The sequence below is a fragment of the Mycobacterium sp. DL99 genome (assembly GCF_004762045.1).
In the GTDB taxonomy this organism is placed as follows: domain Bacteria; phylum Actinomycetota; class Actinomycetes; order Mycobacteriales; family Mycobacteriaceae; genus Mycobacterium.
In genome coordinates this window covers 3318173-3330186 of record NZ_SJOM01000007.1, presented here as the reverse complement: position 1 = coordinate 3330186, position 12014 = coordinate 3318173, and the positions used below count along the sequence as shown (strand labels likewise).

Here is a 12014-nt window from a genome sequence, read left to right as displayed (position 1 = left end):
GGTCGGGCGGTGCTGGTCGCCGCATTGTGACCGGTGTGCAGTTCAACCCTGTTTTTCACGCCGACAGCGGGGTTGGAGGGGGGTGTTCGTGTCCGACGCACGGATCCACAAGTTCAAACCCCCACAGAGGAGAGCACAACCATGCCGAAGGCCGCCCGACCACTGGAGACGTTCGGAAAACCGAAACACGTAAAGAAGATCATCACCACCCTTCTCGTCGCGACCGGCCTCGGTGGTGCCACACTGCTCTCGTCGCCGATGCACCGGCATCCAGCGATCGCCGTTGAGCAACGGCCGGCGGACGACTCCGTCACCAGACCGGCCGCACCCGCAGTCACCATCCCCAGGCCGGTGGTCGTGACCAAGGAATCCAACGCGCAGGACATCGTCAACGCCATCGTGAGCCAGGGCAGGGCCGCCAGCTTGAGCGAAGACCAGATCAAGACCGTCATCGCCACAGCGAACATCGAATCCAGTTTCCGCCCGACCGCGTCCGGTGGCGTGCAGGCCTACGGAGGGCCGGGGGGAGCCGCCGATGAGGTCATCGGCCTGTTCCAGGAGAAAGCCAGCTTCGGCACCCTTGCCGAGCGTCAAGACCCCAACATGGCGATCGCCCGGTTCATTGCCCGATTCACTGAGGCGTTCAACAAATACGGCATTACCGGCGACCCGGTGCTGGCAGCCACGCTCGCGCAGAACCCGCAACTGCTCAAGTACCACGGTGGGGTTGGAACGCACTACTACAACACTGTGAAGTCCGCGATGACCACAGCGGCAGACATGTACAGCCGGGCGGTCGGTGCCACGCTGCAACCGGTGACCTGACGCCGGATGTGACGGCGGCGTTCCGTCTGATGCGAAAGCCGCCAAGCTGAGCCGGCTCTGGTCACATGGCGGTTGAAAGTTGTTGGGCGGCAGAGTGATGCTCCGCCGATGATTCGCACGGGCCGGTCACGGTGCGGAGGCTTGGTGCGGAAATATCGTGACGGTTTCATTTGAATAAACGTTCTGCAGCGTCCCGGCGACGCGGGCGCCGACATCGCCTGGTTGGCTTTAGCGTCGACTGCCGTGGCCGAACTGGGCAATTTCGTGAAACGTTGGCGCACAGCGCTTCATCTCACCGTGTCGACACTGATAGTGGCCACACTCGGACTCGCGATCACGCCCGTGGCGCATGCGGCTGCGGCCGTGGCGACATTATCGGTGACATCGACATGGCAGACCGGTTTCATCGCCCGCTTCACCATCACCAACTTGAGCTCGATGCCGCTATCCGATTGGACGCTTGAATTCGACTTGCCGGTGGGCGAATCCGTCTCGCACACGTGGAGTAGCACCCTGACCCAATCTGGCACGCACTATGTTCTCACGCCCGTAAATTGGAATCGCATCATTCCACCTGGCGGTTCAGCCAAAGGTGGTCTAAGAGGCGTGCTGAGCGGTTCTTACACACCACCGTTGAATTGTGTGCTCAACAGGCAGTATTTCTGCACCTAACGGCGACTGCGCACCGATGATCGACACTGAAGCTGTTGTTGCGCAGTGAGTTACGCGTGATCGCATAGTTGGTGCGGTGCGGTGTCGCGCGATTCGAGCGGCGTTCGCCCTAGCCGCCGCGACCGCGGCCTCTACCCAAGTGCTCTGGCTCGCCCTCAATGGACCGCTATCGCCTGCGCCACTTCTGTGGTTCGGTTATAGTCCCGGCCGGGCGAGGGTTCAGTTGTAACTTGACCCACACCACAGGATGACGCGAGAGGAAACCATGAGGACGATCGCAAACCGCCACACGGCAGCAGTCGGCCTGGTCGCTGTCGCGCTGGTCGCTGCGGGATGCAGCAATGGCAACAGCGTCGATACATCGATGTCGCCTCAGGTCGGCTTGATCGCCACCTCCACGTCCGAAACACCGGGGCAGCCCACCGAGGTCAAGCTCATCGGGGACAGAGACGTCGAGGTGACGCTGACCGGCCCGATCGCGGCGAAATACTCGTCGGCAACCGAGAGTCAGAAGCAGACGCTCGGCAAGCCGCTGACGGGTGATCGCAACGCGGGAACGCGGGACAGCGGAGTGGTGTTCCAGCAGTTCCAGGGCGGCGTGATCGTCGCCAAGAACGACGAGGCAGGCACGCCTGCCTACATCACCTCGGGCAAGATCCGGGAGGCCTGGAACATCCCACGCGACCCGGAGGGCGTGCCTGTGGTCACCGGCGATAATGGCTCGGCAGGTCCACTGGGCGCCCCCACCAGCGACGAGAACGCCGACGGCGATCTGCTCGTGACGACGTTCGAGCACGGCAAGATTGAGTACAACGCGCAGACCGGCCACGTCGAGGTGACCGTCAACGGCAAGGTCGTACCGTCCGGGCTGTAGTACGCGAGTGGCGGGTTCCGTTCGTCGGCAGGGCTCCATCTGAAGTGCCGGGCGAATGGGTCGCAGCCCTGGCAGCCGTCACGCGTGATCTTCGATGTCGGCGACAGGGCAGAGCCGTCAGCCTCGATGGCGTCGAATGGGTGCTCACCGTGCACTCAGACCGTTCGGTAGCGATCGGAATGACGACGTTGACGGCTGACGCAGACCTGGGCGCATTCTCCATCGGCCGCGGTTTCGCACTCGAGACAAGCCCCGCGCAGGCGATGGTATGGGTCGCATCAGTGGTTCAGGACGAATTGGCCGGCTACGAGTTCGTGCAGTGGCCTTCGGACGGTTGGAAGTTGCTGGCCCCGGACCTCAGGGGCGGTGAGGCTGTTTGGGTCGACCGCAGTGACCATGTGGTGGCGCCGATCGGTGCATTGTGCGACGAATCTGGGCGACGGTAGTTGGAGGCCGACCTGGGTGTCAGGCACTAGACGGTGAACCGTGTGACGTCGCGATGAGTTTTTCCCTCCGGTGAAGTCCGATCTCAATGGGCAAACTCATCTATGGCTTCAACGTGTCGGTGGACGGGTACATCGCTGATGCACAAGGCAACATCGACTGGGGCGATCCAAGCGAAGAACTGCACGAGTACTGGAACGACTTCGAACGGGAGACCGCCCTGTCGTTCTACGGGCGGCGGCTTTACGAACTGATGTCCGCGTACTGGCCGACTGCCGACAAGGCCCCGGAAGCCACCCCTCTGATCGTCGACTTCGCCCGCATCTGGCGCGACATGCCCAAGGTCGTATTCTCGCAAACCCTGGAGTCTGTCGACTGGAACTCACGACTGGAACGCGGCGACCCGGTCGAGGTGGTGAAAAAGCTGAAAGCCGAAACCGACGGCAGGCTGGAGGTGGCCGGCGCGACGCTGGCCGCACCGATCGTGCAGGCCGGTCTCGTGGACGAATACCGGATCGTGGTCGCGCCCACCGCCGTGGGCGGTGGCATCCCGTTCTTCCCGACACTGCCGTCATGGATCTCGCTGCGACTGTTGGAGAACCGCACCTTCCCGGGTGGCACGGTCCTGCTGCGCTACGAGGCGAAGCGCGACTGATCGGACGCACACAGCCGAGCGAGATCGTGATGGCAACAATTGTGGGTGGTGTCAGACTTTGTGGTGTGAGCGCCGATGAGCCGTGGGTTGAGGTGGTCGCGCATGGCGGCGGCTGGGCTGAGTCATACCGGGCGGAGGCCGCAGTGATTCGCGCCAAGCTGGGGGATTACGTGCTTGGAGTCGAGCACTTCGGAAGCACTGCAGTGCCCGGGCTTTTCGCTAAACCGATCATCGACATCCTCGTCGGCACCCAGCCCGGCGGAGAACCGCACACGGCGATTGACGCCCTGGGGCAAATCTCGCGGTCCGCGACTTTCTTCGTGCCCGTCCGGACTGGGTCGAACGGTATGGGCAGGCCAAGTTGGATGCTGCGGCAGCAGCTGGGACAAGCATGCTGAGATACCAGAACCACAAACGAGATTTCGTCGACGAGCTGCGCGGCTTCGCTTTGGCGTGGGCGGCTGCGCCCCGTTGATTGCGCGTCCGGCAGGTCGTTGATGCCTCATCTGCCCTCAGCTTGGCTACTGCGCGGCCCGAACGCGTGGCTGATGCAAATCCCTTGTTGGCGCCGTCTGAAATTTTGACGGTCCATTGAAGTTGCCGTGCAGGGGAGCGGCCCCGGAGGCGCGTCGGCAACCGTGTCTTGCTGCGTCAAGGTAGGTGCGCTCGAGGTGGAAGATCCCCCCCGTATCACTGCCCGGATCCTGCCGCCTGATTGCAAACCTGTTGCATCTTGGCGAGGTCAACCAGTTCACCGTAACCCTTGTGCAGTGCCGCGGGGTCCGCGGCGTTTCTCGCTACCCACGAAAGAAGCTGGTCGGCAATGAGATTCACCATCTCCCCGCGCGATGGATCGCGCAGATCAAGCATCAGTACGTTGTGTTCGTTCAGTTCGTGAATCTCCCGTCGCGCCGGGCCGTCCGGCAGCGTGTCCTCAAGAAAATCGAACAAGAAGCTGGTCATGGAGCTTCTCCAGGACCAGTCACCCGCCTGGAAACGAACAAAGCCGCCCATCGCCGTCCTCTCATGTGACCGCGGACCCGCACTCCGCACACGTCGCGACTCGGTCGATTACCCACCCTGCCGCATATTGTTTCAACCATGGGCGCACCCAGTGAGCGGATCATCGAACAACGCGTGCGTAACCGTGTCATGGAAGCAGTGGAGGTCCTCGCCGACGGAGACGACGGCGTTCGGACGGTCGGCGACTGCTGTTACTACAACTACTTCTTCGACTTCATCGACGACGACATCACCGCCACGTGGCGTGATCTGAGCACTCTGACGCCTGCGGAGGTCCGGCAACTCGAATCCCTCCATGACTTGGTGAAAATGTCCTTGCAGACGACAAACGCGATGGACGCTGACGAGCTGATCGCATCAGGGTGGCCGGTCCGCATCGCCGCGGTTGCTCGCAGAACCCTCGAGACCATGCAGACGCGGGGACGATATGACGAAGAGAGCGAGGAATTCGACCGGTGACCGGTGTCGGCGCGTGGCTGATTGACTTGTAGTGCTGGGCTGGTTGCATTTCCGGTCGCGCGTGGACATTGCGAGATGATGCGCTGGTAGCGTGGGGTATGAGCGCACAACCATCGGCATTCCATCCCGCCCATTGCGCCGACGACCTCATCGACGCCTATCTCGAACACGAAGATCGGCTACTCGCCGAAGCCGCGGGCGACGCTACCGGCGCTGGCGAATACCGCAATCGCGAAGATGACGACGTCCTAGCCGCGCTCATCGCCTGGAAAAAGAAGGCCCACGATCGCGGCAAACCGCTCACCGAGAAGGACTGGATGAGTCTGGTCCTCGAACTTGTGCACCGCGCTGCCGCGCAGCGGCGATGACCCGCCTGTCGTGCACGGCCTGAAAGCCCCGTCGGCGGCAGGCATACACCCGGGTGCTTGCCGAGCAGGACGCCGCGCTCGAACCGCGCCGCCCACCACATCGGACGAAAGTAATTGGTGGGCAGTGCAATACAGTGCGACTTCTACTGGTAGCCAACCATATCTGGAGTGATCGCCGGGTTCGCAGTTAGCAGGTGTCGCCGTAGGCGGTGATCTTGTATTCCGTCGCGGCGAAATCAGGCAGGCCGGGGGACCGGGCCAGTATTCGCCGGCTTATCCCAGGATCGCCCGCGCTGCGCGCTCTGCGATGAGCATGACCGGTGCGTTGGTGTTGCCGGAAGTGATAGTCGGCATCGCGGAAGCATCGGCCACTCGAAGGCCGGCGACGCGGTACACGCGGCAATCGGTGTCGAGCACCGTAGCTGCTGACGTCGGGATACCTTGTGCATCAAAGGATCCCATCGCGCAGGTGCCCACCGGGTGGAAAATAGTCGTACCCAGTTCTCCAGCCGCTTTCTGCAGCTCGGCATCACTCACCAGTTGTGGGCCGGGAAGCAATTCCTGCGGGTGGTAGCGGGCCAGAGCCGGCGCTGCCATGATCTGCCGGGTCATCCGGAGACCAGTCACGGCGGCCTGACGATCAGCCTCAGTCGACAGGTAGTTGCAGAGAATCTTCGGGTAGGTCAGCGGGTCTGCATCGGCTATTCGCACGTGGCCACGCGAGCTCGGGCGCAGATTGCAGACCGAGGGAGTGATCGCTGCGAAAGGGTGTAGTGGATCGCCGAACTTGGGCAACGACAAGGGTTGCACATGCCACTCCAGATCAGGACTGGCCAGCGCGGCATCGCTTTTGGCAAAGGCCCCCAGGGTAGAGGGCGGCATGGTCATGGGTCCCGATCGCAGCAGCAGATACTGAAGCCCCATGCCTGCACGGGTGATCCAATTCCGGTACAGGGTGTTCACGGTCGGAGCACCCTTGATCCGGTAGACCGTTCGCAGCTGCAGGTGGTCCTGGAGGTTTTCACCCACCCCTGGCAGGTCGACGGCCACCGGCACCTGATGCTGGGTAAGAAGCTGGGCCGGGCCCAGACCCGAGACCTGCATGAGATGCGGCGAGCCAATCGATCCAGCGCTCAGGATCACCTCGCGGCGCGCACGGACGTCGACGATTTGGCCGTCTTTGAGCACCCGCAGGCCGGTGGCGCGGTGCTGAGCCGTGGTCCAGGCGCCGCGACGCTGGTCTTCGTGGACCTGATCATCCATCAGCAGCCGCAAGGCCTGGGTCTGGGTGTAGACGGTGAGATTGGGTCGGTGGGCGATGGGATGCAGGAAAGCGTCGGCCATCGACCAGCGCCGGCCGCGCCGTTGGTTGACATGAAAGTACGCGCTGCCGGCGTTGTCGCCCCGGTTGAATTCCTCGATCGCGGCGATGCCCACCTGGGCAGCGGCGGCCTGCCAGGCGTCCAAGATCTTCCAGCGCACCCGCGGCCGTTCGACGCGGATCTCCCCACCGGCGCCGTGCCAATCGTCGGCTCCGCCGAAGTAGTCCTCTAACTCCTTGTAGATCGTCAGTGTCTCGCCGGGGGAGTCCGGGCCACCCCAACGCCATCGGTCGTCACCGGTGGCCTGTGCCCACAGGTCGTAATCGCTGGACTGTCCACGCATGTGGATCATGGCGTTGATCGATGAGCACCCGCCGATCACGCGGCCCCGCGCGTAGTGAATGCTGCGGCCAGCCAGACCCGGATCGGCCTCGGTCGTGAAGCACCAGTCCGTGCGGGGGTTGGCAATGGTGTACAGATAGCCCACCGGAATCTTGATCCAGAACCAGTTGTCTTTGCCGCCGGCCTCAATCAAGAGCACACGATAGTCAGGGTTGGCGCTGAGGCGATTGGCGAGCAGGCAGCCCGCACTGCCTGCTCCCACGATGACGAAGTCGAACTCGGCGACGGGGCTCATTCCGGAATCGTTCCTCCATGGCGTCGGATGCGTGTTCTAGTTTGTCCGATGAGCGCCCGGTAAGTGCACATTCCCGTGCTTGCTATCGCGGTTCACTGTGCCGGTTGTGACCGTTCGATCAACTGCTTACGGTCCCAGTCCCGCAACCGCCGAGAACGATGCCTTTGCCGCGATGAGCATCTGCCACAATCTGCAGATGGCCTCTCAGTCCACTGTGCGGCTTCGCGCAGCAACCGCCGACGACCACGCCTTCGTCGTCGAGATGGCCCGCCACGCCTGCATTATTGAAGACTGGCCTCTTCCGGACCCAGACGACGACGAAGTGCTCGAGATGCTCCCGCCGCCCGGGGTTATACCGATCATCGCCGAGGATCGGAGCGAGTTGCCCATTGGCGCGGTGTGGACGTACTACAGCAATCCGCCGCTGCGCTCCGGTGCCGATGGCGCGCCGCTGCCGGAACTCTGCATTGGTGTCGCACCCGGCCGGCGTGGCGACGGGGTTGGTGGCTTGCTTCTGGATGCGCTGTTCGCGGACCTTTCACCACACGTCGAAATGATGTGCACCAACGTTCACGTTCGCAATCCCGCCAAGCGCCTGTACGAACGCAATGGATTTCGTGAAGTCGGCCAGGGAAACGGCCCGCTCGGGCTGGCGATGATCAAAGACCTCCGGTGACCACGGGCGTGCTGCGCAAGCCGTTCCGCCCCAACAGAATCCACCAAACCCGAACGCTCAATTCTTCGGTCGTGGTCACCCGTTGTCCCGCCATGCGACCACCTGCTTGAGAGACGTGAGGTCGTAATTGTCGTCGGAGGTGAGTTCGGTCTGGAACAGCGTGACGCCTGCCTCGCGGAAGGCATCGGCGCTGTGGGCGTTCTCCCAGAGTGTCGAGCGTTCGATATCGGCGCCGTTGCGGCCGAACCCCGCTGCCAGCTCGTCGACGCGGGCGCTGGACCTGCGGAACGAATCGAGGTCCTGGAACGCGTGCCAGATGTCGGCGTGCCTGGCAACGGCGGGCAGCGAGCGCTTGGGCCCCGTGCCGCCGATGAGGATCGGCAGTTTGCGCACGGGCGGCGGAATCAGTGCGGCCAGCCGGTTCTCGATGCGGATCAGGCTCTCGTCGAACAGATCGAAGCGGGATCCGAAGGTGCCGAAGTCGTAACCGTAGGTGGTGTAGTCCTTTTCGTACCACCCCGCGCCGAGGCCCAGGATGAGCCGGCCGCCGCTGATGTGGTCGACGGTGCGCGCCATGTCAGCGAGCAGGTCCGCGTTGCGGTAGCCGACACCGGTGACGAGGAGCCCGATCTCGGCGTGTGAGGTGATCTCACCCCACGATGCGAGCGCGGTCCAGCCCTCGAAGTTGGCGACATCGGGTTGCTCATCGTTCAGGACAGGTTTGCCGTCGACGATGGCCTCCATCGCCGGGCGATGGAAGTGGTCGTAGCCGAAGATTACGTCGACGCCGAGGTCGTCGGCAGCCAGGACGGCGTCGCGCCACGTGCGGTAGTCGGGCGTGCCGCCAGGCTGGATCTGCACGGCGACGCGGATCTGACGAGTCATGGATAGCTCCTGGGACGGTGGAAAGGCGACTCTTGAGCCAAGTTCACCTGGCGCCGGGTTTATTCCGGATCGGCACATCGACCTAGGTGGAGCGCAGCGCATTCAACACCGGCGAGAGGGCTGGACAGGACAGCATTTCCGTACGGTCCGGCTGTGCTGACGGCTGCAAAGCCAGGAGATCGCGGTCATACCGGGCATAAGTCGTGACCATCCGCTACAGGGCAGCTGTGAGACCCGCGGTGTGGGAAAGGATTTGAGATGCCGCAACCTGGAGTCGTGCTACAGAGGGTCGCCGGACGGGAGCTTTCCTGGACGTCTGGAACCGCGACCTCCATCGTGTCACCATCGGCCTACCAGCTGATGGCGACTAACGTCGGGGACAGGCCGCCCGATTCATCGAGCCCGCAACTGCCGTCCATGTTGATTGCCCAGTCCGCAGACCGCCGGTCTGACCCGTGACAGGAGAACCTCCTTGAACCCCACGATCTCCATCATCGGAGCTGGTCTCGGTGGCCTGACGCTTGCTCGCGTGCTGCACGTCGCCGGGGTTCGCGCGACCATCTACGAAGCCGAAGCTTCCGCGGGAGCCCGAACCCAGGGCGGGCAGCTAGACCTACACGAAGAGGACGGCCAGCGCGCTCTTGAGATGGCGGGACTCACCGAGCAGTACCGCGGCATCATTCACCTTGGCGGCGGCGCGCGTCGGATCTACGACATCAGCGGCCAGGTAGTCGTCGAGGTCCCTGACGACGGTTCGATGACGCGCCCCGAGTCATTGCGCGGCGACATTCGGCGCATTCTGCTGGGTTCATTGCCTGCCGACGTTGTGCAGTGGAACAAGAAACTCACGGCGGCCACCCCGGTCGGCGCCGGTCGGCATCGTCTCACGTTCTCGGATGGCTCCAGCGTAATCACCGACCTTCTCGTCGGTGCCGATGGGACGTGGTCCAAGGTGCGCTCGTTGCTTTCCGATGAGCAGCCCGTCTATTCGGGGCTGAGCTACGTTGATTCCTACCTCCTAGATGTCGACCAGCAACATCCGGAGGTCGCCGAAACCGTAGGCGATGGCGCGCTTTACGCCATCCTGCCGGGCAGAGGGCTCCTGGCGCATCGAAAGGCCGGGAACGTGGTGCACACGTATGTGATCCTGCATCGTCCCGTCGAGTGGTTCGACGGGATTGATTTCACCGACGCGGCATCCTCCCGCGCTCGGATTGCCGCCGAGTTCAGCGGTTGGTCCCCGAAGCTCACGGCGCTGATCACCAAAGGTGACCAGGCCCCAGCCCTGCGCAAGATCTACCAGCTTCCGGATCGTCACCGGTGGAACCGCACACCCGGCGTGACGCTCATCGGCGATGCCGCGCACGTGACCGTTCCCGGAGGCGACGGCGCAAACCTCGCCATGTTCGACGGTGCCCAACTAGGCGAAGCCATCGCCGCCCGCCTCGATGACACCGAAGCCGCGTTGAGCAGTTATGAAGAAGCCATGTTTCCCCGCAGCGAGGCGGCGGCTGTCGCCGCACACCAAACGATCGACGCCATCTTCGGCGCGGGTGCACCTGACGGCGTGATCAACCTATTCAACGGCATACTGGCCCAGCAGCAGTCCTAGGTGCCGATGAACGTGATTCCATCAGGCGTATTCGATTCCGCCGCATTCCTTGTGATGGGCGGCGATACGTCGGTCGAGATGCGGCAGGGGAGAGGCGCTGATTGCCGGGCTCGCCGGCTTGATCGTCTGGCCGGCTCCAGCAAGGTGTATCTGACGCAGGTTGAGATGGGACCGCCCGCGTCAATTGCGTTGCGGTGTCACAGCGCGTCGTACACCGCGGCGATGAGCCGATAGGCACGGCGATCGCCGGCCAGCCAGTCGCGGCGCAGGTTGGGCACGAAGGCGAAAGCGACCTTGTGTTCGAGATCTGCCAGTCCTACCGAGCCACCGGCCCCCGGGTGACCGAAGACGGTCGATTGCGCAGGTTGGGGCACCACGAAGTTCTGCGACGGCAGCATGTAGCCGAGCCCGAATGCACTTTCCAAGCGCAGCACCCGGTCGCGGCCGCGTACGCGTTCTGTGATCGCTTCCCGCAGGGGACCCGGGGCGACCAGGGTTCCGCTGATCAGGTCGCCATAGAATTTGGCCAGATCACGAGCGGTGGTAACTAGGCCGGCCGCGGGCCAGCCGGCCGCCAATACTTCTGGATCATTATAGGATGCAACGGGATTCGATGCTGCCCGGATGAACAGCGATTCTGGATCGGACATCGCGGCCACCATCTCGGCGACTGTGTCGTCCGGTATCGGCGGCGCGTTCTCGGCGTCCCAGGCACGCTGCTCGGGCGGTGGCGAACTGATCCGGGCGGCCTCGCGCACCGCCGCTCCGGAAGCGCCGATGAACAGCCGATCGCCCAAGTGGCGCCGGGTGAACTCGCCGACAGTCAGGCCGGTGTGGCGGCGCACGAATTCGCCGACCAGCCATCCGAAAGTCAAAGCGTGATAACCATGTTCGGTCCCGGGCTGCCAGAGCGGGCATTGGCGCGCCAACAGGTCGGCCATCGCCGCGGGATCTGAGGCTTGGGCCACCGAAACCGGGCGCTCCAACGGGCAACCCGGCCCGGTGGGCCATCAGGTCGCTCAGTGTGGTCTCGCGCTTGTCGTGTTGTGCGAATTCCGGCCACCAGGCGCTCACCGGTTCGTCGGCGCCGCGGCCGCATTGCTGGGCGACCATGAGTGCCGCGGTCGCCGTCACACCCTTGGTGCAGGAAAAGGTCGGACAAGCGGTATCGCGCGTCCATGGACGTCCGGTCCGTCGGTCGGCGATGCCTCCCCACAGATCCACCACCGCACGACCGTCGATGAATACCGCCACCGCGGCGCCGAGATCGTCGCCGTTGGCTAAACCTGCTTCAAAGACGGCTTTCACTTCCGCAAAAGCGGGGTCAGCGTGCCCCGCCGCTGGACTGGACATACACCGAATTAGAACACGTTCTAGTCTTGGTCGAGTGCGGATCCCGCACACTACCCGCGAATCGGCGCGCTGTGGCCTCCCTCAACGAACAGGTCAACGACAAACTCGGGTTCACGCCAAATCGATCGTTGGACGTCGATCGAGATCTGCCAAACGGCACGACAACTACCGTGCTCGTGGGCCGTAGGCGGTGTTCGCCGATTTGTTCA

14 protein-coding genes and 2 pseudogenes are annotated in these 12014 nt (G+C 63.5%); 11 read left to right on the top strand and 5 right to left on the bottom strand.

Annotated features, from left to right (window positions below):
- Positions 1–141: 141 nt before the first annotated feature.
- The 7 genes and pseudogenes from EYZ64_RS16375 to EYZ64_RS32665 all read left to right on the top strand — a co-directional run.
- Positions 142–825, top strand: a complete 684-nt coding sequence (locus EYZ64_RS16375) for a hypothetical protein (RefSeq protein ID WP_135454774.1) — start codon at positions 142–144, stop codon at positions 823–825.
- Between the two features lie 243 nt (positions 826–1068).
- A complete protein-coding gene (locus tag EYZ64_RS16370) occupies positions 1069–1497 on the top strand; it encodes a cellulose-binding domain-containing protein (protein WP_135454772.1) in 429 nt (142 codons plus the stop codon).
- Between the two features lie 265 nt (positions 1498–1762).
- Positions 1763–2371 (top strand): LGFP repeat-containing protein, encoded by a 609-nt coding sequence (locus EYZ64_RS16365; protein ID WP_135454770.1) that lies wholly within the window; start codon positions 1763–1765, stop codon positions 2369–2371.
- A gap of 149 nt (positions 2372–2520) precedes the next feature.
- Positions 2521–2817 carry a hypothetical protein gene (locus EYZ64_RS16360; protein WP_135454768.1) on the top strand — a complete coding sequence of 99 codons (297 nt, stop codon included), beginning with the start codon at positions 2521–2523 and terminating at the stop codon, positions 2815–2817.
- Between the two features lie 86 nt (positions 2818–2903).
- Positions 2904–3470: a dihydrofolate reductase family protein gene (locus tag EYZ64_RS16355; protein WP_135454765.1), complete on the top strand. Its 567-nt coding sequence runs from the start codon at positions 2904–2906 to the stop codon at positions 3468–3470.
- Positions 3389–3868, top strand: coding sequence for a GrpB family protein (locus EYZ64_RS16350; protein WP_353653677.1), 480 nt, complete (start codon positions 3389–3391; stop codon positions 3866–3868). Before EYZ64_RS16355 ends, EYZ64_RS16350 begins: the two co-directional genes overlap by 82 nt.
- A pseudogene (locus tag EYZ64_RS32665) lies at positions 3826–3945 on the top strand (hypothetical protein); the annotation flags it as partial. The gene EYZ64_RS16350 and the pseudogene EYZ64_RS32665, both read left to right, overlap by 43 nt.
- Positions 3946–4160: 215 nt before the next feature.
- On the opposite strand, the gene EYZ64_RS16345 reads toward EYZ64_RS32665, so the two are convergent.
- Positions 4161–4433 carry a hypothetical protein gene (locus EYZ64_RS16345; protein ID WP_135454762.1) on the bottom strand — a complete coding sequence of 91 codons (273 nt, stop codon included), beginning with the start codon at positions 4431–4433 and terminating at the stop codon, positions 4161–4163.
- 138 nt (positions 4434–4571) lie between these two features.
- Here EYZ64_RS16345 and EYZ64_RS16340 point away from each other — a divergent pair, with 138 nt between their 5' ends.
- A complete protein-coding gene (locus tag EYZ64_RS16340; RefSeq protein WP_135454760.1) occupies positions 4572–4952 on the top strand; it encodes a hypothetical protein in 381 nt (126 codons plus the stop codon).
- A gap of 98 nt (positions 4953–5050) precedes the next feature.
- A complete protein-coding gene (locus EYZ64_RS16335; RefSeq protein WP_135454758.1) occupies positions 5051–5320 on the top strand; it encodes a hypothetical protein in 270 nt (89 codons plus the stop codon).
- A 273-nt stretch (positions 5321–5593) separates the two neighbouring features.
- On the opposite strand, the gene EYZ64_RS16330 is transcribed toward EYZ64_RS16335, so the two are convergent.
- Positions 5594–7279 carry a GMC family oxidoreductase gene (locus EYZ64_RS16330; protein WP_135454757.1) on the bottom strand — a complete coding sequence of 562 codons (1686 nt, stop codon included), beginning with the start codon at positions 7277–7279 and terminating at the stop codon, positions 5594–5596.
- Between the two features lie 106 nt (positions 7280–7385).
- Here EYZ64_RS16330 and EYZ64_RS16325 point away from each other — a divergent pair, with 106 nt between their 5' ends.
- Positions 7386–7955 (top strand): GNAT family N-acetyltransferase, encoded by a 570-nt coding sequence (locus EYZ64_RS16325; protein ID WP_135454754.1) that lies wholly within the window; start codon positions 7386–7388, stop codon positions 7953–7955.
- Between the two features lie 75 nt (positions 7956–8030).
- Here the strand turns inward: EYZ64_RS16325 and EYZ64_RS16320 are convergent, their stop codons facing one another.
- Positions 8031–8840 carry an LLM class F420-dependent oxidoreductase gene (locus EYZ64_RS16320; protein WP_135454752.1) on the bottom strand — a complete coding sequence of 270 codons (810 nt, stop codon included), beginning with the start codon at positions 8838–8840 and terminating at the stop codon, positions 8031–8033.
- Between the two features lie 472 nt (positions 8841–9312).
- Here EYZ64_RS16320 and EYZ64_RS16315 point away from each other — a divergent pair, with 472 nt between their 5' ends.
- Positions 9313–10452 (top strand): FAD-dependent oxidoreductase, encoded by a 1140-nt coding sequence (locus tag EYZ64_RS16315; protein ID WP_135454750.1) that lies wholly within the window; start codon positions 9313–9315, stop codon positions 10450–10452.
- Positions 10453–10649: 197 nt separating this feature from the next.
- Here the strand turns inward: EYZ64_RS16315 and EYZ64_RS16310 are convergent, their stop codons facing one another.
- Positions 10650–11438, bottom strand: a complete 789-nt coding sequence (locus tag EYZ64_RS16310; protein ID WP_286174979.1) for a serine hydrolase domain-containing protein — start codon at positions 11436–11438, stop codon at positions 10650–10652.
- 52 nt (positions 11439–11490) lie between these two features.
- Positions 11491–11805: pseudogene (locus EYZ64_RS32455) on the bottom strand (serine hydrolase domain-containing protein); the annotation flags it as partial.
- Positions 11806–12014 lie beyond the last annotated feature (209 nt).